The 20,611-nt window shown below is 49.4% G+C and carries 17 protein-coding genes; 2 read left to right on the forward strand and 15 right to left on the reverse strand.

Annotation, left to right across the window (positions count from 1 at the left end; genetic code table 11):
• Positions 1-299: 299 nt before the first annotated feature.
• From QN379_RS16305 to QN379_RS16340, 8 genes are all read right to left on the reverse strand, one after another.
• On the reverse strand, positions 300-1,802 hold the full coding sequence (locus tag QN379_RS16305; protein ID WP_322237506.1) for a CoA-acylating methylmalonate-semialdehyde dehydrogenase: 1,503 nt from the start codon (positions 1,800-1,802) through the stop codon (positions 300-302).
• A 207-nt stretch (positions 1,803-2,009) separates the two neighbouring features.
• Positions 2,010-2,804 carry a 5-deoxy-glucuronate isomerase gene (iolB, locus tag QN379_RS16310; protein ID WP_323507086.1) on the reverse strand — a complete coding sequence of 265 codons (795 nt, stop codon included), beginning with the start codon at positions 2,802-2,804 and terminating at the stop codon, positions 2,010-2,012.
• Positions 2,801-3,730: a myo-inosose-2 dehydratase gene (gene iolE / locus QN379_RS16315; RefSeq protein ID WP_322237501.1), complete on the reverse strand. Its 930-nt coding sequence runs from the start codon at positions 3,728-3,730 to the stop codon at positions 2,801-2,803. The genes iolB and iolE overlap by 4 nt, the downstream gene beginning before the upstream one ends.
• A gap of 12 nt (positions 3,731-3,742) precedes the next feature.
• A complete protein-coding gene (gene iolD / locus QN379_RS16320; RefSeq protein ID WP_323507088.1) occupies positions 3,743-5,632 on the reverse strand; it encodes a 3D-(3,5/4)-trihydroxycyclohexane-1,2-dione acylhydrolase (decyclizing) in 1,890 nt (629 codons plus the stop codon).
• Positions 5,629-7,623, reverse strand: coding sequence for a bifunctional 5-dehydro-2-deoxygluconokinase/5-dehydro-2-deoxyphosphogluconate aldolase (locus tag QN379_RS16325; RefSeq protein WP_323507089.1), 1,995 nt, complete (start codon positions 7,621-7,623; stop codon positions 5,629-5,631). Before QN379_RS16325 ends, iolD begins: the two co-directional genes overlap by 4 nt.
• Positions 7,624-7,635: 12 nt before the next feature.
• The gene (locus QN379_RS16330; protein WP_323507091.1) at positions 7,636-8,418 is read right to left on the reverse strand and encodes an ATP-binding cassette domain-containing protein; all 783 of its coding nucleotides are present in this window, start codon (positions 8,416-8,418) and stop codon (positions 7,636-7,638) included.
• A gap of 2 nt (positions 8,419-8,420) precedes the next feature.
• Positions 8,421-9,518: an ABC transporter permease gene (locus QN379_RS16335; RefSeq protein WP_322240577.1), complete on the reverse strand. Its 1,098-nt coding sequence runs from the start codon at positions 9,516-9,518 to the stop codon at positions 8,421-8,423.
• A gap of 260 nt (positions 9,519-9,778) precedes the next feature.
• Complete coding sequence (locus tag QN379_RS16340) at positions 9,779-10,783, reverse strand: sugar ABC transporter substrate-binding protein (RefSeq protein WP_416186875.1); 1,005 nt, start codon at positions 10,781-10,783, stop codon at positions 9,779-9,781.
• A gap of 328 nt (positions 10,784-11,111) precedes the next feature.
• Here QN379_RS16340 and QN379_RS16345 point away from each other — a divergent pair, with 328 nt between their 5' ends.
• Positions 11,112-11,978 (forward strand): MurR/RpiR family transcriptional regulator, encoded by an 867-nt coding sequence (locus QN379_RS16345; protein ID WP_323507092.1) that lies wholly within the window; start codon positions 11,112-11,114, stop codon positions 11,976-11,978.
• A gap of 146 nt (positions 11,979-12,124) precedes the next feature.
• Here the strand turns inward: QN379_RS16345 and QN379_RS16350 are convergent, their stop codons facing one another.
• The gene (locus QN379_RS16350; protein ID WP_323507093.1) at positions 12,125-13,150 is read right to left on the reverse strand and encodes a Gfo/Idh/MocA family oxidoreductase; all 1,026 of its coding nucleotides are present in this window, start codon (positions 13,148-13,150) and stop codon (positions 12,125-12,127) included.
• Between the two features lie 8 nt (positions 13,151-13,158).
• Positions 13,159-14,151: an inositol 2-dehydrogenase gene (gene iolG, locus QN379_RS16355; RefSeq protein ID WP_322237484.1), complete on the reverse strand. Its 993-nt coding sequence runs from the start codon at positions 14,149-14,151 to the stop codon at positions 13,159-13,161.
• 419 nt (positions 14,152-14,570) lie between these two features.
• Here iolG and QN379_RS16360 point away from each other — a divergent pair, with 419 nt between their 5' ends.
• Positions 14,571-14,972 carry a hypothetical protein gene (locus QN379_RS16360; protein WP_323507094.1) on the forward strand — a complete coding sequence of 134 codons (402 nt, stop codon included), beginning with the start codon at positions 14,571-14,573 and terminating at the stop codon, positions 14,970-14,972.
• A 109-nt stretch (positions 14,973-15,081) separates the two neighbouring features.
• Here QN379_RS16360 and QN379_RS16365 read toward each other — a convergent pair whose 3' ends face one another.
• From QN379_RS16365 to hflK, 5 genes are all read right to left on the reverse strand, one after another.
• Positions 15,082-15,618: a phosphoribosyltransferase gene (locus QN379_RS16365; protein ID WP_322237478.1), complete on the reverse strand. Its 537-nt coding sequence runs from the start codon at positions 15,616-15,618 to the stop codon at positions 15,082-15,084.
• Between the two features lie 20 nt (positions 15,619-15,638).
• Positions 15,639-16,952 (reverse strand): adenylosuccinate synthase, encoded by a 1,314-nt coding sequence (locus QN379_RS16370; RefSeq protein ID WP_323507095.1) that lies wholly within the window; start codon positions 16,950-16,952, stop codon positions 15,639-15,641.
• 3 nt (positions 16,953-16,955) lie between these two features.
• Positions 16,956-18,104, reverse strand: a complete 1,149-nt coding sequence (locus QN379_RS16375; protein WP_322237473.1) for an ATP phosphoribosyltransferase regulatory subunit — start codon at positions 18,102-18,104, stop codon at positions 16,956-16,958.
• Between the two features lie 317 nt (positions 18,105-18,421).
• The gene (gene hflC / locus QN379_RS16380; protein WP_322237470.1) at positions 18,422-19,303 is read right to left on the reverse strand and encodes a protease modulator HflC; all 882 of its coding nucleotides are present in this window, start codon (positions 19,301-19,303) and stop codon (positions 18,422-18,424) included.
• Positions 19,303-20,610 (reverse strand): FtsH protease activity modulator HflK, encoded by a 1,308-nt coding sequence (gene hflK / locus QN379_RS16385; protein WP_322237467.1) that lies wholly within the window; start codon positions 20,608-20,610, stop codon positions 19,303-19,305. The genes hflC and hflK overlap by 1 nt, the downstream gene beginning before the upstream one ends.
• Position 20,611: the final 1 nt, after the last annotated feature.

Here is a 20,611-nt window from a genome sequence, read left to right on the forward strand (position 1 = left end):
TAGACGCGCATGGTTCAGGTCCATGTGCCTTCGGGTGTGGGGGTTCGAGTCCCTCCGTGGGCACCAAGTAATTGGTGTAAAAATAGAAAAACCGCATAAGCATCGATGTTTATGCGGTTTTTTTGTATCTGAAATAAACTAACAGATAGGTTTATTTCATTATTGTCACTCATTTAGCTTTGCAAAACATCAGGTTAAATCCTGAAAAATGCATCCTGAACTTGCAACAGAAAATCGCCAGCAAGGCAGATTTTCCGTCACATTCTCGCCCCATCCAACAACAAATATCTCCAGCAAATCTATTTCATTGTCGGCATGGCAAATTCTGCGCCAGCTGCAATCGTTGCTGGCCAACGTTGTGTCACCGCTTTTTGCTTAGTATAGAAGCGCACTGATTCCGGGCCGTGTGCGTGATGATCTCCAAACAGACTCCGCTTCCAACCGCCAAAGCTATGGAATGCCATCGGCACCGGAATAGGGACATTGACGCCGACCATTCCGACCTGCACTCTTGATGTGTATTCGCGTGCGGTATTGCCATCGCGTGTAAAGATGGCGGTGCCGTTACCAAATTCATGCGCATTGACGAGTTCCAAAGCCGCTGCAAAATCAGGTACCCGCACAATACATAACACTGGTCCGAAAATTTCTTCCTGATAAATTTTCATCTCGGCGGTGACATGATCAAACAACGTGCCGCCAAGAAAGAACCCTTTTTCATGACCGGGCAAAGTAAAGCTACGCCCGTCAACAGCGAGCGTTGCACCAGCAGCGATACCGTCGTTGATGTAACCAAGGATTTTATCCTTGTGAATTTGTGTCACGACCGGACCCATTTCAGCCTCTAAGTCCATGCCCTGATTGATGCGCAGTTCGCGCACACGCGGGGCCAGCGCTGCAACCAGCTTATCGGCAACATCACCAACGGCGACTGCGACGGAAATCGCCATGCAACGCTCGCCCGCAGAACCATAGCCAGCACCAATGAGCGCGTCTACGGTTTGATGCAAGTCAGCATCCGGCATCACGACCATGTGATTTTTTGCACCGCCCAATGCCTGCACGCGCTTGCCCTTGGCGCAGCCGGTGGCATAGATGTATTCAGCAATAGGTGTTGATCCGACGAAACTGACTGCCTTCACGTCCGGATGATCCAGGATTGCGTCAACCGCTACTTTATCGCCTTGCACCACGTTAAAGACGCCATCCGGCAGACCTGCTTCTGTCAACAGTTCAGCCAGTAGCAAACTAGCTGAGGGATCGCGCTCGGATGGTTTCAATACGAACGTGTTGCCGCAGGCAATCGCCATAGGAAACATCCACATCGGCACCATGACAGGAAAATTGAACGGCGTAATCCCAGCACAAACACCCAATGGCTGGCGCATAGTCCATGCATCAATGCCATTGCTAATTTGCTCTGTGTATTCACCCTTCAACAATTGCGGTATGCCAGTGGAAAATTCGGCAACCTCGATACCGCGCGTAACTTCACCTTTAGCGTCGGTAAACACTTTGCCGTGCTCACTGGTGATCATTGCCGCGAGGCGATCATGGTTTTTATCGAGTAATTCTTTGAATTTAAACATAATGCGGGCGCGACGCAACGGCGGCAATGCCGACCATGCAGGGAACGCGGCCTTTGCGGCAGCAACCGCTGCATCGACTTCGGCGGTCGACGCAAGACCGACTTTGGCGCTGATAGCGCCGGTGGCAGGATTAAATACGTCGCTGGAGCGTTCGGCTTTTGACGCGACATGCTGACCGTTGATGAAGTGACCAATAACTGTGGGTGATGACATAGTAGTTGCCTCGAAAGTGATGTATACGAAATGCGTAATATTGCCTGGTGTTGTCCGGTAGTCTGGAAAGCGATGACGCGCCAACCACGCCAACAATTTCTCGCATGAAACTAAAATAGGCACGCTAAAAAAAACTGCCGCCGCATCGGATGACGGATCGCGCTATGTTCCTCCGTCCTACTTGCACCATCCTTACAACAGACGCTACTAACGCGGCATTAACCAATCATGGGCAGGGTCATTTTTAAAATGCCAGGTGCGCTTCGGCCCCGCCATTACGTTGAGGTAATAGCAGTCGTAACCGTGCGGTGCTACGACTGGATGATAACCCTTTGGCACCATCACAACATCATGATTTTCCACCGCCATCGATTCATCCAGAGAGCGATCATCTGTATAGACCCGTTGAAAAGCAAATCCCTGAGCAGGATTTATTCGGTGGTAATACGTCTCTTCCAAAGCGCTCTCAGTCGGGATGTCATCGGTATCGTGTTTGTGCGGCGGATAACTTGATGAATGCCCACCCGGCGTAATGACCTCGACAACCAATAAGTGATCGGCAGGTGCGCTTTGCGGCAAAATATCGCACACATAGCGCGTATTGCTTCCCTGCCCTCGTACCGAGCGTTTTGCAGTCACCGGTTCAATCAATCGGGCTGCAACATCACCATGACCCGGTGCGCTACAGATGGCGACTTCAACGTCATCATGCGCAGTAATGTTGATCTTTTGGCCGTGCGGCACGTAGACCGAATACGGCGAAGCATCATCAAACACGCTTTGACGCTCGCCAATCTCAGCCCAATGCGCATCACCGGCGCGAACGCTGACTACGCCACGCAAAATGACGATACACATTTCGCGGGAACCGGTATCAAAATCAAGATGCTCGTTTTTACTTAATCGATAGGCCGCAAATCCAACATAATGCCATCCGGCCGATTCCGGCGTAACACGCACGATCTCCCGACCTTGCTGCCGTCCTTTAACTAACAAGTTCATGCGGCTTCCTCCAATCCAAAAATACTACCGCTCTCAATTCCCTGCACCAATCCGGCGAGATGTTGATAGCCCATTTCGGCATATTGATAACTCGGTGCAACGGCTGGGTCCTGTTCCGCTTCCACCACCAACCAGCCTTGATAATCGTGATGATAGAGCATCAATAGCAATGCCGAAAAATCAATCGCGCCATCGCCCGGGACAGTGAAAGCCCCATTAATAACTGCTTGCAGGAAACTCCAATTGCCATTGCGGGCCAATTTCATCACGGACGGACGCACATCCTTGCAATGCACGTGTGACACGCGTGCTATATGTTTCGTTAATACCGCCAATGCATCGCCCCCAGCGAACGTAATATGGCCGCTGTCAAACAATAGCCCAACCGACTCGCCGGTGAGCGCCATCAATCGATCAATATCCGCTGCCGTCTCGACGTATGCACCCATGTGATGGTGGTAGGACAGCCGCACACCATGTGACAACGTGTAGGTCGCAAACGCGGTCAACTTGTCTGCATATTCCTGCCATTGCTGCGGAGTAGTAAATTGGGGGCGCTTATAAAGCGGTTCCGGTCTTCCCTGTATTGCATTAGCGACTTCGCCATACACCATTACCTTGGCACCATTTTCTGCCAGAAGACGCAAGTGTGGTCCGACTCCAATAATCTCATCCTCAACCGTGCCAGTCGCCAATCGACCGGAGTACCAACCCGATACACATTCCAGCGAATACTTGCCCAGTACAGCAGCGAGTGCGGCTGCCTCCTTGGGAAACTTATTACCCAATTCAAACCCGCGATAGCCGATCTGCGCCCCTTCTGATAGCGCGACGTCAAGCGGGGTTTCACCACCTAATGAGGGCAAATCATCGTTCATCCAGGAGATTGGATTGATACCAATTTTTACATTGAATTGTTTAGCCACGATATTTTCCAATTAGAGTTTTTGGTTCAGTTGCGCATGCTCATATTGCTCACGGGCCATTTGAACCGAAGTCCGTGCGGACACTTCCGGCACTGCGACTTCCCACCAACAGCCGCCGTCTTCGGTTGTGCGCTTGGGATCGGTGTCGATACACACCAAATAAGTACGGTCAGCGGCACGGGCGCGTTGCATTGCCGCTTCTAACTCGGGAATGGTTTTGACATTTTCGGCCAACGCACCCAACGATCTGGCATGCATCGCAAAATCAATCTGGGGCACACCCAGCGCGCCTTGCAAACAATCTTCCAGCATATTGTTAAACGGCGCACCGCCACAGGCTTGCTGCAAGCGATTGATGCAACCATAACCGCGATTGTCGAGGACGACGATGATCAACTTTTTATCCAGCATGACCGATGTGGCGATCTCAGAATTCATCATCAGATAACTGCCATCACCGATCATTACAATGACATCGCGATCTGGCTTGGCTAACTTGACGCCCAGCGCGCCCGCGATCTCGTAGCCCATGCAGGAATAGCCATATTCGACATGATAGCCACCGGGTGTTGCCGTGCGCCAAAGTTTGTGGAGTTCTGCAGGAAGCGTTCCAGCGGCACACACAACAATGTCGCTCATCGGTGAGGTATTGCACGAGCGTTGCACCGCGCCGATAACCTCGCCATCGTAAGGCAGCACCGGTAAGGGTATTTCACGCCGATTGGTAATGCCGGTCACCGTTGCGCGCCATGCCTGAGCTTGCTCGTTCGCCTCAACAGTCCAGGCCTCGCTAGCGCGCCAATCTTTAAGTCTGTCGGATAAAGCAGTCAATCCCAAGCCTGCATCCGACAGCATTCCGGAAGCGTGCCATTTCATGGCGTCGCATGGATTGACGTTAATACTGACCAACTTGGCCTGTGCAAACAATGAATGCGATCCGGTGGTGAAATCCTGCAACCGGCTACCAATCGCAATCACGACATCGGCATGATCTGCCAATGTATTCGCGGCAGGTGAACCCGTTACCCCAAGCGCGCCCAACTGCAATGGATGATCCCAAGGCAATGCGCCCTTACCGGCTTGTGTTTCTGCAACCGGCACACCATGCTTTTCGGCGAATGCGCGTAACGCTGCGGTTGCCTTGCCGTACAAGACACCACCGCCTGCGACGATCAGCGGTTGTCGCGCATTTTTCAGCAATGCTAAGGCCTCTTGCAATGCGTCCTCTGATGGCGGTTGGGCGCGAAAGGTCACCAGTTTCGGCTTAAAAAAAGCCAATGGATAATCGTATGCCATGGTTTGCACATCTTGCGGCAACGCCAGAGTTACTGGTCCGCATTGCGCCGCATCGGTCAGCACCTGAATTGCGCGGGGTAACGCGGTCAATAATTGCTCGGGATAATAAATACGATCAAAATAACGTGACAATGACTTAAACGCATCGTTCACGGATACCGTACCATCCTGAAAGTTTTCAAGTTGTTGCAATACCGGATCGGGTCGACGCGAGACAAAAATATCACCCGGCAACAACAATACTGGCAATCGATTGACGTGCGCCAATGCCGCCGCAGTTAGCAGATTGGTCGCACCGGGACCGATAGAACTGGTCACCGCCATCATGCGCCGCCGCATATGCGTTTTAGCATAAGCAATGGCGGCGTGCGCCATCGCCTGCTCGTTATGCGCCCGGTAAGTTGGCAATTCTTCGCGATGCTGATATAGGGCTTCGCCTAATCCAGCCACGTTGCCATGACCGAAAATGGCAAAAACACCGCCGAATAATGCTTCTTCACCCGATACGGTGCCACGGTCGTCCACATGGTCCACTCGCAATGCCGCCAGATAGCGCACCAATGCTTGCGCCATCGTCAGTCTAATTGTTCCGCTCCCGTTACTCATGCTGCGTGCTCCACGTTTTTTGCTGATGCATCGGCAGGCTGATCTCTGCGCCCACGGCTATCTCGCCACACACCAATGAGTTGTTCAAAGGTTGCCCTCACCTCAGAAATTAAAGCAGCATCGTCAATTTCGCCTTGTAACCAACGACGTGAAGGCGTGTGAAAAATAGTCCTTCCAACCATAAATCCGCGGCATGTTTTGCTGTCTTTTGATGCGAGAAAACCTGCGGTCAGTTGCGCCACGGATGCGTTCAATCCTAACAAAACTACGCCACGACAATAAGGGTCACGCTCAGCGATCAAACCATCAATCGCCGTCCACTGTGGCGCCGACATTGACTCCAGTTTCCACCACTCAGGATAGATACCAAGGTTATATAATCGCTTGATCGCCCGCAGTACTGTGTTGTCCGCGATTGCCAGCGTTTTAGGGGGAATAATCTCTAGCAGCAACTCGTGACCGCTAACCTGCACGGCGTCATACAAGGCCCGTATTTGCGCCTCTTGTTCCAAACGATTTTCCACAGCGTCATCTGGATGCAATTGCACCAGACACTTGACCACGTGCTCTTTTGGCCAACTGATCAAATGGGAACCAATCGAGCGCCCGTAATCAAACTGAAGCGGATTCGACATCGGTAATTCAACCGTTCGCCCGACCCACCAACCACGACCGGTGGACGCATTCAATGCATCCTGACCGTAACGATCATCAATCAATACGCCAATCTTGCCTTGTAGTTGTAAAGCTTGCTCGGTCTCCGCCACGGCCTTTACCAGCAAGCACTTCAACGCAGCTATCCGTGATTCTGGAGCACCGCTTTCACGGGTTAGTTCAAAAAATTGATTGCGATGATCAAACGCAAATACATTTACTTCATCCCACGCCAGACGCGGAGTCGACACACGATGCAAGCGTGTCAGATGCGCATCCAGATCCGGACGTTGCAAGCGATCACTATTTGCTAAAAAATAATCCAGCTCAACGGGCGTCGGCATTGCTGGCGCGCAAGCATGGCGTGAGACGACTAATGCGCCACAAGCATTGGCGAAGCGACAGCAGGTTTCATCATCAGCACCCGTCAACCAACCTTTAAGAAAGCCCGACAAAAAGGCATCACCCGCTCCCAGTACATTTAATACCTCAACGCGCACGCCGTAATAATTAAAGGCGGCATCAAGACTATTCGGAATATCGCTGTGTATGACAGCGCAACCAAGCGGTCCACGCTTGACGACCAATTGGGCCTTGCTGACAGCGCGCACAGCGCGTAGCGAAGCCATAATATCGTTACCGCCACCGGCGATCATAAACTCTTCTTCGGTACCAACGACCAAATCAAACTTCGGCAAAATACTTTGCAAATGCGCCGTCACGCTGTGGTCAGCAATGAAGCGGGTTTCGCCATCGCCTTTGGCGGTCAAGCCCCACAATACTGGACGATAATCGATATCCAGCACCGTGCGCACGTTGTGGCGATGCGCGTATTCCAAAGCCCGATTACTGGTGCGATTAACTTTTTCGGTAGAAAAATGGGTTCCCGTAATCAATAATGCTTTACTCGAAGCAATGAAAGCCTCATCGATATCCTCTTCAGAAATCGCCATGTCAGCGCAATTCTCGCGATAAAAAATGAGTGGAAATGTGTCTTTATCCTTCAACCCCAACATGACCAACGCCGTCAATCTCTCTGGGTCGATTTTAATCTGACTGACATCACAACCCTCTGCGGCGAGGGCGTTGATCAAAAATTGGCCGTTATGCTCATTCCCAACCCTCGCCAGCATGGCTGACTTCAACCCCAAACGTGCGCAACCAAAAGCAATATTGGACGACGAACCGCCCAGATATTTGGCAAAGCTGGTGACGTCCTCAAGACGGGCGCCAATTTGTTGTGCATACAAATCTACGCCAAGACGGCCCAGACAAACGATATCGCGTGGCCGATCTGGCGCAAATACGGTCACCGCTGATGTTAATGATGTGGTCATGAATACTTCCTCTTAAATCCTGATGCCATCAAGTTGATTCATCAGCGTCTGCATTTCAGCACCGCCCGCCATCATGTCCAGGACAGCATCCTTGGACACATTATTTTTGGTAAAAGTACCCATCGATTTGCCGCGATTGAGTAAAGTGAATGAATCACCGATCGGATAAGCGTGATGCACATTATGGGTAATAAAAATCACTGAAATACCACGCTCACGCGCTGTATGAATAAGTTTCAGGACATTAAACGATTGCTTGACGCCAAGCGCTGCCGTTGGCTCATCAAGGATCAACACCCGCGCACCAAAGTGAATTGCCCGTGCGATAGCAAGGCATTGCTTTTCGCCGCCTGACATAGTGCCAATGGCATGGTGAGGATCGCGCACCATGATGCCCATTTCAGCCAATTTGTCACTTGCAGTTTTGGCGGCGTACTTCATATCCATCACTGTGATACCAAACATTTTTTTAGTCGGCTCACGTCCCATGAAAAAATTTCTCGCGACCGATAAAAGCGGAACCAAAGCCAGATCCTGATACACCGTGGCGACACCGACATCCAGCGCCTCCTTGGGCGAATTAAAGCAAACCGGCTTGCCATCCACCAGATAGGCGCCTTCCGATGGTTTGTGCACACCGGCAAGTGTTTTGATAAGGGTCGATTTTCCGGCGCCGTTATCGCCCAGCAAGCAATGAACTTCACCTTTTTTGAGTCGAAGCGTAACGTTTTGCAACGCGATTACCGAACCAAAAAATTTACTGACGTTTTCTAAAGCAAGAATAGTGTCGCTCATGATTACCTCGCCTCCGTCACACGACGACGGACATAATTATTGAACAAAACAGCGACCAGTAACATGACGCCCAAGAAGACCCGGAACCAGTCGGAGTTGAGATTGGTGTACGAAATACCAATCTGAACTACGCCAAAGATCAATGCGCCAAAGCACGCACCAATGACGGACCCGTAACCGCCGGTAAGCAAAGCTCCGCCGATGACGGCTGCAATGATCGCCTCGAATTCTTTTTGAAGGCCGCGGTCAGCTGCAGCAGAACCAACATCGGCAACCTGGAGTACGGCGAAAAGGCAGGCGCAGAAAGCAGTGAACACGAATAGCGTGATTTTGACCCGGCGGACCGGTACGCCGACATTTTTTGCCGCATTGGCATCACCGCCGACGGCAAAAATCCAATTGCCGAAACGGGTTCTTGCCAACACAAAGCTGGCAACGATTGCCAGTACGACCCACCATATAATCACTTTGGGGATACCGGCGACCAACGGCGCGCCACCACCACTCGTGGCAATCCAACCTTGACCGGCCATCCAACGGAACAAACCATTGCCGACGGTTCCAGTGAACAGTAGCCCGCCAAGCCAATCTTTCGCGGCATACTCACCCACTCCGCTGACGATGGTGCGGTTAGCAAACATAATGGAAAGGGCCAACGTCAAACCCCGCAAAATAAATAGAAACGCCAAGGTAACGATAAAGGAAGGCAAGCGCGTCTTAATCACCAGATAGCCATTGAGCCACCCGAGTGCCATTGATCCGGCAAAAGCAAAGACAACCGCCAGCCAGAAAGGCCAGTGAAAATAGACAGTAGGAATAGCCACCATCATTCCAGAAAAACCGATCATCGAGCCTATCGATAAATCGAATTCTCCGGCGATCATCAGCATGCAAGCACCGATAGCAATCAAACCAAGATAAGCAGCAACCTGCATCCAGTTGACCACGCCATCAAGATTGAACATGCCAGAATCACCGGCAGTCAACGCAAAGATAATAAACACCAATACCACGCCTGCGAGTGAAGCAAACTCCGGACGGCCCAAAAACCTTTTCAAGCCGGCTTCTGAACGCACTCGTTCATCCTGATCAACCATCATTTTGGGAGCTGATTCGCCGATGACAGACGTGACTTTTTCAGCATGTACGCTATGTGAACTCATGAGATATCTCCTGCTTATTTTGCTTTTCTGACTAATAGTGGTGAGTGCCCGGCGCGGAAAGTATCAAATACTGGCCGTCACTTTTTGATGCGACTTCAAACTGTCATCCAGACGCCCGCATGCGTTTTACATTTATACGCCATACGTTCTGATGCGGGCGGTCTCTACATCTAGTCTATCGCTATAAAGAAGAATGCTTAACGATATTGTCCAGCGTACTTGAGTACTTTAGCGATATTGTCTTTGGTGATATAGCCTGGACCGGAACTGATATCACGTGGACCGTAGATCGGTGTCAGGCCATACTCTGCCAGACGTGCCTGAAACTTTGGATTTGCCTTCAACTTGGCTTGAATCGTCGGGATATCGGTGGTTTTGGTTTGTGTCACGATTGCCAATACTGCAACCGGAATATAGCCTTGAAGGTAGGGTTGTTGATCTATCGCAAATTGCACCGACCCGTCTTGAATACCTTTTGCAATCTCGTCAGACAGATCAAAAGTGGCAAACCACATCTTCCCTTTAAGGCCCATTTTTTGCAATGCGCGCAGGGTTGGACCGGCGGAGTCAGGACCAAGCGCTAATACACCTTGCGTACCGGGATTGTTGCGTAAATACGCAGACACTTTACTTTCTATGCCGGTTGGGTCTTGACCCGCGTCAAGCGTGGATTTTTTATAATCTACGCCAATCGCCTCGGCAAAACCACGACAACGTTCGAACGAAGAGGGATTGGTTGCGTAATGATTGACGCACAAGAAAGATTTAATACCAGCCGCTTTCGCTTTTTCACCTGCACCCTTACCGGCTTCATATTCGGGTTGACCAACGTGCATGATCGCCCCCAGCTCTTGGCTTTGTTTCTGCGTTCCTGAATTGATGGTGACCAGCGGAATTTTCTTGGCGGTCACATTTTCCATAGATTTTTTTAGTACGCTGAAATCAGCAATACTGACAATGACACCGTCATAATGGCGCGCAGCCGCTTGCTCAACCAAACGCGCCATATCCGCTAGGTCACCATTTGGAGGATTACGATAATCGACGGTAACATTAAAATCCTCACCGGCTTGCTTGATAGCATTTTTAATGGTATTCCACCAAGAGTCAGAATCTGGTGCATGACTGATGAGAACAAATTTTTCACTCGCTGCATGGGCGATATTGCCAGATACCGCTGACATCGCCAATGTGGCGATCATCAAGGCTTTAAGAAGCTGCTTTGATCTGCTTGATCTACTAGGTAGCATTTTTATCTCCGATTTTATTTTGTCCGAACTATAGGGTGCGGTACGTGGCGCGATCAACCTACTGAGAACTGACCGGCACTAAACAATAGATCATGCGGAATAACAATGCAACTTTTTTTTCAATTAATTTTTAATTTAGAATTTAATTTTCAAATGATGCATACTCTTTATAATGACGTTGCTAACAAATAACTATCAAGTAAATAGCAACTAAATTGCAACTGCGCCGTAACTGAGTTGTAACTGCACCGAAACTAAAAAAGAAACACGAGGAAACACCATGGCGGAAACTGCCCCAGTTGATCAATTGATGCTGCAAATTGCGGATAAATATGCCGCACTTTCAAAGCAATTAAAAATTATTGCGAAGTACGTTGAGCAGCACCGTACCAGTTTGATGTTAGAGCGCATTAGTGACATCGCCGAGCATTGCGATGTTCAGCCATCGGCGATCGTCCGCTTTGCCAAACAATTTGGATTCAGTGGATTCAGCGAAATGCAAGCCGTGTTCCGTGACGCTTATACCGCCCAAACCGGCCCATCGCCGAACTATCAACAACGTATTCGCAAATTGATAGAGACCAAAGCATCGCCACTTCCTAGCGGCGCCATGGCACGTGAATTCATCGATGCAAGTCGAAGCGGCCTGGATGAACTGTTGAGCGGCTTCGACGAAGCCCGGTTCGAAGAGGCGGTTAAACTTTTGCATAAGGCCGAGAATATTTACGTTATCGGCGTGCGTCGCTCCTTTCCTATCGCCGCCTATATCGTGTACGCACTTCAGCACACCAACAAACGCGTGCATATGTTGTCCGGCCTTGGCGGCATGTTCCGAGAGCAAATTCGTAGTATTGGCAAAAATGACGTAATGATCGCCATCAGCTTCACACCCTATGGAAAGGAGACGCAGGCCTGCGTGCGCCTGGCCCATCATCACCAGGCAAAGACGTTGATCATTACGGACAGCCAGCTCAGTCCGTTGGCTAAACATGCTACGGTTTCATTGACGGTAAAAGAAGGAAGCGCCTTTGCTTTTCGATCGCTGACCAATGCGATGTGTTTGTGTCAGGCGCTATTTATTGCACTAGCGTATCGACTGGAACTCAATGTAGAGGAAACCAATGTTATCGAGGGTTACGATGAATAATCACTGCGAGATGGCGAACCGGATATTCGACCCATTTTCGTCGCCTATTTAAATGATTAGATGGTCGAGTTGTGTGAATGATTTGCACCCACTGGCGACCAATAAAGGCGGCTAAAGCCGCCTTTATTGGTCGCCAGTTGCGTCTTTTAAAGAGTAACGGGCAACTTCGATAGCAACGATTCCCTCAAGGCAATACCAATCCGCGTGGCCTCGGTCGCATCATCGAGCGTCAGACTTAATGGCCTATTTTGCTGAATAGCATCAACAAAATACATTGCCTCAGTCAAAAAAGCATCCTGAAATCTATCGAAAAAAGTTGGCGTGCATTCGTTACGGATTCCCGTCGCGTCTGCAATCTCGACCCGATTTTGGCGAGGATTTCGCCCGACCGTTAAGCGCCCTCCCGTACCGGTCACTTCAGTAACGGTCTCATGCCCATGCGGCATCGTGCGCGAGGCGTATAAGGTCGCAATACGACCATTCTCAAACTCACAGATTGCGACGCCATTATCGACATCTCCGCACGCGCTTAAGTCCTGATGCACTGCAATCGTGCCGCTGGCGAAGACACGTACTGGCTTTGGATTGCCCAGCATCCATCGCGCCAAATCAATATCGTGAACGCTGCAATCGAGAAAAATCCCGCCGCTAGTCGGTGCAAACTTGACAAAGAAACCCTCTGGATCAAGTTGATCGCACGTCTGTGAATACACCATAAACGGCTGACCGATGCTGCCAGATTGGATTTTTTGGTAAGCATCCTGATAGCTCGCATCGAAACGTCTTACAAAGCCAATCATTACCTTCAGATGTGGATGTAACGCAGCCTCCGCTCTCACGCGTACACAGTCGTCAAGATCCAGCGATAGCGGTTTCTCACAAAACACATGCTTTCCAGATCGCAGCGCCTCAATGATCTGTTGCGGGTGCATTGAGGTTGGCGTCACCAGAAACACCACATCGAGTCCCTCGTGCGCCAACAAAGCCTCGTAATTGCTGTATAGGCTCTTGATTCCCAACGCTTCTTTTGCCCAGCTTAATTCGCTTTCAAGAGGACTACATGCGGCGACTAATTCCGCACCTGGAATATGTCGCATCAGGTTCTCGGCGTGTCGCCTTCCAAGCCGGCCAAGTCCTACGATTCCCACTTTTAAAGATTGATGTGTGCGCATGATCTGACTCATTTGGACAAATCTATCGTACGACTTTCACGCCACGATAACGTTGCCGCTTCAGCCAAGGCTAAAGCCTTCACGCCATCGTCAATAGTTGTGCGCACGTTACCGCCATTCACCAGCACATCAAAGAAATGGGCAATTTCGCGTGCATAAGCAGCACGGTAACGCTCCAGGAAAAAATGCTCTGGCCTATCTTGGCTGACATGATGCGCAGTTGATGAGATCACTTCAGTTGGCTTGTGATTTCCTGCTTGCAACATTCCTTTGCTGCCCAGCACTTCGAAGCGCTGATCGTAACCGTACGCAGCGCGTCTACTGGTGTTGATCTGGCACAAACGGCCACGGCGAGTACGTATCGTTACCACGGCAGAATCAATGTCACCGGCTTCGGCAATGGCCGGATCGCTTAAGCAACTGCCAGTGGCTGAAATACTGACCGCCTCATCATCCAGTATCCATCTAAAAATATCAAAGTCATGAATCAACATATCCTTGAAAATGCCGCCCGAACTTTTTAAGTAAGAAACTGGTGGTGCGCCTGGGTCGCGGCTGGTGACCACCAGCATTTCAGGATCGCCGATTTCACCGGCCGCCAAGCGTGTCTTCAAAGCCTCAAAAGTAGGATCGAAACGCCGCTGAAAGCCGATCATGCAAGTCACTTTCGCTTCGGCAACTGCCAACGCGCAAGCCTTGGCGCGGGCCAATGTCAGGTCTACCGGTTTCTCGCAAAAAATGGCTTTTCCGGCCGCTACTGCCCGCAAAATAAGATCGGCATGCGTGTCGGTACTGGAAGCAATGAGTACCGCCCCAACGGACCGATCAGCCAGAGCAGCGTCGATATCAGCCACTTGCGCCCCATTTTGGGCCGCGAGCTCTTGCGCAGCCTGAGAGTTCACATCACAAACATACTTGAGTCTTACGCCAGGTTGCTGCACAAGATTGGCCGCGTGAATTTTGCCAATTCGGCCCGCTCCAAAGACTGCGACATCGATCATTTTGGTTCTCCGTGATTATTTTTGTGAACTCTATTGTAAGCAACAATGCGCCATCACAGAAATATTTTTCTATTATTTTTTTTAATCGAATTTATATTTCGAAATAATCAAGATCAAAAAACATCACTTACGAATTAGCTGGAAAGTCGTCTTGTCTTCACTGTCGCGGCGACACAACAGCAAATCATTCGTATTTAGGCCTATATAAGCGTTCTTTTCTGCTATATAAATCGTGCTGAGTTAAATCAGTCCGCCTCATCAAGCCTATGGAAGTAGTACTGATTTTTTTGTGGAGATAACGAAATCAATTGCGGTAACATCTACTTGTTCGGTACTGAGATGAAATTAGCTGGTTCGACGTAAATCGCTCGACTATTGATCTGAATGTCAGCCACATCGACCTATTTTGGAAAACCAAAATGACACCTCGACCATTTGCATTGTTATTGAGCGTTACCATTTTGTTACCTGTGTTTGGATGCGTAACGCGAGTAGATAAACTCGCGGCTAAACCGCAACCGATCACGCCATTGACGCTGGCCGATAGAAATCAGATGAGAACGATGTTGAATCGCGTGATCGTGAGGCTTGATGACGGCTATTCGATCATGTTGATGGAGGGAAGCCATTGGATGTATCGTGGAACCGTGCCAGGAGGAAGCGTCTATGAGCCCAAAAATGGGGCTTTGGAGACTGATGATAAACACCCCAAAGAATTCGATATTGTGACATCGGGTAAACAAATGATTGGTTTATACTTTCCCAACGAACGTCGATATACCCCTCTAAGACACACGCTATACCTAGTGTTTCAAGATTAAATTGGTACCAAAGAAACATATACCGTGCCTCAAGAACGACATCTCAACAAAAAAAACCTAGCGCACCGCTAGGTTTTTTGGTCGTACGAGCGAGGCCCGCTGGGCAGAATTAACGTGCCATGCCTCGCTTTGACCATGCATCGAGCTGATGTGGACGCAAACTATCATAGTCTTCGAACGGCTGATGTATCCACGGATTCGTAGGCAGGTGATCCACATAAAAATCTGGTTTAATTGTCGAGCAATCTTTCCACCAAATTACAGCTGATTTAACCTCTGTGACCGGCGAGTAATTTTCCTGAAGATGACGTTGCACTCTATCAAGCGTCACGCCTGAATCGACCAAATCGTCGACCAGCAAAATGCGACCAGCCAGCGATCCGCGACTCATCGTAATGTGCGCAGCAATGTCCAGTTCGCTTTGCACAGTTCCGGCCGCTTCACGATAGGAACTGGTCGACAAAATGGCTAATGGAACGTCAAAGATACGTGAGCAGACGTCGCCAGGGCGCAACCCGCCACGCGCCAAGCAAAGAACCTGATCAAATTTCCAACCAGACTCGTGCACGGTGAGTGCAAGTTTTTCGATGGCACGGTTGTACTCATCCCATGAAACCCATAGGTGTTGATCGTTGGAGACGTTCATCTTACTTATCTTCTTTTTAGTTATTTGAAAGGATGACGCAAGACAATAGTTTCTTCACGATCAGGACCGGTAGAGACCATATCAATCGGTACGCCGACCAGTTCTTCGATGCGCTTCACGTAAGCTTGTGCATTTGCTGGCAACGCATCCATCGTTTTCGCACCCACTGTGACTTCCGTCCAGCCCGGCATTTCTTCGTAGATTGGCACGCAACGTGCAGCTTCTTCAGCACCAACCGGGAAAATATCGACTACTTTGCCATCGATCGTATAACCGGTGCATAGCTTCAATGATTCCAGTCCATCAAGCACGTCTAACTTTGTTAAACACATACCGGAGACACCGTTGATCTGTACTGATCGCTTCAACAGTGCAGCATCAAACCAACCGCAGCGACGCGCACGACCGGTGACGGTACCAAATTCATGACCAATACTTGATAGATGCAAACCGATGCCTTGATCGGTAGGCAGTTCAGATGGGAATGGTCCTGATCCAACGCGCGTTGTATAAGCCTTGGTAATACCCAGGATATAATGCAACATGTTTGGACCGACGCCCGAACCCGCAGCAGCGTTACCAGCGACGCAATTACTTGATGTTACGAATGGATAAGTACCATGATCAACGTCAAGCAAACTACCTTGCGCGCCTTCAAACAGTATCTTGGCGCCATTATTGTAGGCCGCATATAACTCACTCGACACATCGGCGACCATAGGCGCCAATCGTGACACGTTGGCTAATGCATCGTCGTAGGTCTTCTGAAAGTCAACTGCATCTGCCTTCAAATAATTGGTCAGCACGAAGTTGTGATAATCGAGGTTTTCTCTCAACTTTTCAGCGAAGCGTGTTTCATTCAGCAAATCGGCAACGCGAATTGCCCGACGCGCTACTTTGTCTTCATATGCTGGACCAATACCTTTGCCGGTCGTACCTATCTTCGCCGCGCCACGCGCTACTTCGCGTGCCGCATCAAGTGCGGTGTGGTAAGGCAGAATAATAGGGCAAGCTTCGGATACTCTCAAACGGGATGCTACTTCAACACCCGCAGCTTGCAGCTTATCGATTTCACGCAACAAGTCAGGAACCGACAAGACCACGCCGTTACCGATATAGCATGCGACGCCCGGTCGCATGATGCCCGACGGAATGAGTTGCAATGCCGTTTTTTTACCGCCGATGACCAGCGTATGCCCAGCATTGTGGCCACCTTGAAAACGCACAACACCTTGCGCATGATCAGTCAACCAATCAACAATCTTGCCTTTACCTTCATCGCCCCATTGGGTACCGATGACGACAACGTTTTTCTGCGTACTTTTCTGTAACATCACTTAGTCCAAATTTTTGATAATCCAGTGGCCATTTTCGAGCACGACCACACGGTCGCAATCGAACTCATCTTGATCGTTTTCGTGGCCTGGCAAACTTTGAATTACTATCTCACCAGCCTGACGCAACGTCACAATCTTTTCCTTCAAACCTGCTTCTGTACTCCATGGCGCGCGAATTGCCGCCTTACGCTCTGCACTCGGCATCAGACGCGCTAACTCACGTAAATCCATCGAGAAACCTGTCGCCGGACGGGACCGACCAAACGTTTCACCGACATGATCATAACGACCGCCGCGAACTAAAGCGTTCGGAAGACCAGCAACGTAAGCGCCGAATATTGCCCCGCTTTCGTAATGATAACCCCGTAAATCCGCCAAATCCACGGTTACGCAGTCTTCGCCCGCTGCATGCGCAAGTGCTTGTAGTTCATCCAGCGCTTTGGTAATTTCTGGTAATTTTGGCAATATGTCACGGGCTCGCTGAATCACAGTGCTATCGCCATACAAATTCGGTAAAGCTAGTATAGCGGCACGCGTCACAGCACCATAGGATGCACTTATTTCCAATAAACCCGGAGTGTCTTTTGCTTCTAATAACTTAACTAGCGCAATTTCGTCTTTTTTAGCGGGGTCTTCAGCAATAATCGCTCGTAAAATACCGACGTGGCACAAATCCAAACGAACCTTGGTGATACCAGCAAGCGCAAGCGAAGCTAGTGCAAGATGTTGAATTTCTGCATCCGCTTCAAGTCCTGCATGTCCATAAATCTCTGCACCAATCTGAAATGGCTCGCGAGTCGCATGCAAACCGGACGGACGGGTGCGTAAAACACTACCCGCATAGCAAAGTCGCGTAAGCGACGAACGATTGAGCAAATGCGCATCAATTCGCGCCACTTGCGTTGTCATATCAGTTCGGATTCCAAGTGTACGACCAGATAATTGATCGACCAGTTTAAAGGTCATCGATTCGGTATCTTGCCCCGCGCCTGCCAATAACGATTCGACGTACTCCAACATCGGCGGCATCACAAGTTCGTAACCATACACGCGAAAGTTATCAAGAATTAAACGTCTTAAGTCCTCAATCTTACGCGCCTCGGACGGTAAAACATCGGCAATGTTTTCAGGAAGAAGCCAATTAGGCATATAAAAAATAAACCAAAAAATTCAGCACCGGAACTTACCAGTGCAGGAAACCATCATTATCAAACGCGACGGAGTATACAACCCAACAATCCGTGCATACAATCCACTCCGCGTGCGTGCCGCAAACCAGACAGTGCCGAATGTATCAGAAATTATCCTCGCCACCAAAAAAAGAAATGGCGTCTCGATAAATGACGCCATTAAATTACGACCTGGATCAGTGTTGTTAACGACTTTAGTGACTGTCGCGGTATGCGACAAGCCACTAAATATTAACCTCAGACAATCTTTTTTGGGTCAGATCTTTACTTATTCGCTCATTTAGCCGAACCAACTCCCGGACTCTTGAAATACTTAAAGAACTCGGAGTTCGGATCAATCACCATCAAATCATGGCGACTCTTAAAGCTTGCCCGGTACGCTTCAAGACTACGGTAAAACTTGTAGAACTCTGGACTTTTGCTAAACGCTTGCGCATAAGTCTGTGAAGCTTTGGCATCGCCCTCGCCTCGCATATTTTCTGCATCACGATAAGCTTCAGCCAAAATCACAGTCCGTTGTTTATCTGCATCAGCCCGAATTTTTTCAGACTCAGCAAAACCAGTAGATCGTAATTCATTGGCAACACGAGCACGCTCGGACTTCATCCGGTCATACACAGAAGCATTAATCTGATCAACATAATCGACGCGCTTTAACCGCACGTCAACAATATCAACTCCAATCTGCCTGGCCTCTTCCGCCACCTTCTTACGCAACGCATCCATCACCTTGCCGCGCTCGCCTGAAATTACCTCACGCACTGTGCGTTTAGTTATTTCTTCGTTCAACGCCGCTTTGACAATTTGAGACATGCGATCTTGAGCACGTTGTTCGTCCACACCAAAACTGACGAAAAACAACTTAGGATCGGTGATACGCCACTTTACGAAAGCATCAATGAGGATATTTTTCTTTTCGGCAGTGATAAACCGGTCTGCTTCTGGCGGATCAATCGTCAAAATCCGCTTATCCAAAAATACGACATTTTGAAACGGAGCCGGCAATTTAAAATGCAAACCAGGTTCATTAATTACCTGCTTCACTTCACCGAAGGCAAACAGGATGCCGTATTGACGCTGATCAACTACAAATACCGTCGAAAGCAATATTCCTATTACGATAAACAGACCTACAGCGAGAGATATTAAGCGATTCATTAGCGGCTCTCCCGATCACGTGTGTCACGGGAACGCGAGTCAATAACTGCCTGCGCATCGCTCTCTTTAACCGTTGCTACCGGCGCAGTAGCTGGACTGACACCTGTAGCTCCTGTATTCGGCATTGCGTTGCCAGCCGAACCTGATGCTACGGATTGGGCAATCAACTTATCTAATGGCAAATACAATAGATTATTTCCGCTCTTGGCATCAATCATGACTTTAGTCGTATTCGCAAAAATCTGTTGCATAGTATCCAAATACATACGGTCACGGGTGACGGCTGGCGCTTTCTGATACTCAGTCAGCACTTGCTTGAAACGTGATGCATCACCTTCGGCATTCGCAGTAACACGGGCACTATACGCCTCGGCTTCCTGGAGCAAACGAGAAGCTGCGCCACGCGCTTTAGGAATCACGTCATTAGCGTAAGCCTGGCCCTCATTCTTTTGCCGTTCGCGATCCTGACCTGCTTTAACCGCATCATCGAAAGCGGCCTGGACCTGTTCAGGTGGTTGTACACCTTGCATCGTCACATTCGTGATTTGTACTCCACTCTGATAATGATCGAGAATTTGCTGCATTAACTGACTAACATCTAACGCAACTTTTTCGCGCCCCTCGTACAGCACAAAGTCCATTTGGCTTTTACCAACGATTTCACGAATTGAAGCTTCGGCGACCTGACGTACCGTTTCTTCCGGATTTCGAATTTTAAAGAGCCAGTCGGCAGCATTTTTAAGTTTATACTGAACTGCAAACTGAATATCGATGATGTTTTCATCTTCAGTCAGCATGAGCGCTTCTTTAGGTTGCTTATTTTTAGCATTGGCGCGATAACCAACTTCAATTGTCCGAACGCCTGAAACGTTGACAATCTCATGACTTTGAATCGGATACGGCCAGCGCCAGTTAAAACCGGCCATAGTGGAGTGGCTATATTTTCCAAATGTCATTACGACACCAGTTTGGCCTTCCTGAACGGTAAAAAAACCGCTAGCCAACCAAAGGAAAGCAACGATGACGGCGATAACGCCCGCGCCAACACCAGCGCTTTTCCCTGTAGGAAAACCACTGCCTCCGCCATTAGAATCACCGCCACCGCTGCCACCGCCATTTTTTTTGTTACCAAAAAAGCGATTTATACGTTGGTTAAAATCGCGCCATAGCTGGTCGAGATCTGGAGGGCCATTGTTCGGCTTTTTGCCGTCGTTGTTTTGTTGGTTGTCATTTTGCGAATTACGACCCCACTGCGGGTCGTTTAGCGAAAATTTGACACCAAGTTTTTTTAATATAGAACCAAGCATT

The sequence above is a fragment of the Glaciimonas sp. Gout2 genome, assembly GCF_035018905.1.
In the GTDB taxonomy this organism is placed as follows: domain Bacteria; phylum Pseudomonadota; class Gammaproteobacteria; order Burkholderiales; family Burkholderiaceae_D; genus Glaciimonas.

What these genes read in the sequence shown, in the direction of transcription:
- QN379_RS16305 (WP_322237506.1), bottom strand. Translation starts at nt 1,802, where the DNA reads ATGTCATCACCCACAGTTATTGGTCACTTCATCAACGGTCAGCATGTC.
- QN379_RS16350 (WP_323507093.1), bottom strand. Translation starts at nt 13,150, where the DNA reads ATGCGCACACATCAATCTTTAAAAGTGGGAATCGTAGGACTTGGCCGG.
- QN379_RS16325 (WP_323507089.1), bottom strand. Translation starts at nt 7,623, where the DNA reads ATGACCACATCATTAACATCAGCGGTGACCGTATTTGCGCCAGATCGG.
- QN379_RS16370 (WP_323507095.1), bottom strand. Translation starts at nt 16,952, where the DNA reads ATGTTACAGAAAAGTACGCAGAAAAACGTTGTCGTCATCGGTACCCAA.
- iolD (WP_323507088.1), bottom strand. Translation starts at nt 5,632, where the DNA reads ATGAGTAACGGGAGCGGAACAATTAGACTGACGATGGCGCAAGCATTG.
- QN379_RS16335 (WP_322240577.1), bottom strand. Translation starts at nt 9,518, where the DNA reads ATGATGGTTGATCAGGATGAACGAGTGCGTTCAGAAGCCGGCTTGAAA.
- QN379_RS16330 (WP_323507091.1), bottom strand. Translation starts at nt 8,418, where the DNA reads ATGAGCGACACTATTCTTGCTTTAGAAAACGTCAGTAAATTTTTTGGT.
- iolG (WP_322237484.1), bottom strand. Translation starts at nt 14,151, where the DNA reads ATGATCGATGTCGCAGTCTTTGGAGCGGGCCGAATTGGCAAAATTCAC.
- QN379_RS16365 (WP_322237478.1), bottom strand. Translation starts at nt 15,618, where the DNA reads ATGAACGTCTCCAACGATCAACACCTATGGGTTTCATGGGATGAGTAC.
- hflK (WP_322237467.1), bottom strand. Translation starts at nt 20,610, where the DNA reads ATGCTTGGTTCTATATTAAAAAAACTTGGTGTCAAATTTTCGCTAAAC.
- QN379_RS16360 (WP_323507094.1), top strand. Translation starts at nt 14,571, where the DNA reads ATGACACCTCGACCATTTGCATTGTTATTGAGCGTTACCATTTTGTTA.
- iolB (WP_323507086.1), bottom strand. Translation starts at nt 2,804, where the DNA reads ATGAACTTGTTAGTTAAAGGACGGCAGCAAGGTCGGGAGATCGTGCGT.
- hflC (WP_322237470.1), bottom strand. Translation starts at nt 19,303, where the DNA reads ATGAATCGCTTAATATCTCTCGCTGTAGGTCTGTTTATCGTAATAGGA.
- QN379_RS16375 (WP_322237473.1), bottom strand. Translation starts at nt 18,104, where the DNA reads ATGCCTAATTGGCTTCTTCCTGAAAACATTGCCGATGTTTTACCGTCC.
- QN379_RS16345 (WP_323507092.1), top strand. Translation starts at nt 11,112, where the DNA reads ATGGCGGAAACTGCCCCAGTTGATCAATTGATGCTGCAAATTGCGGAT.
- QN379_RS16340 (WP_416186875.1), bottom strand. Translation starts at nt 10,783, where the DNA reads ATGATCGCCACATTGGCGATGTCAGCGGTATCTGGCAATATCGCCCAT.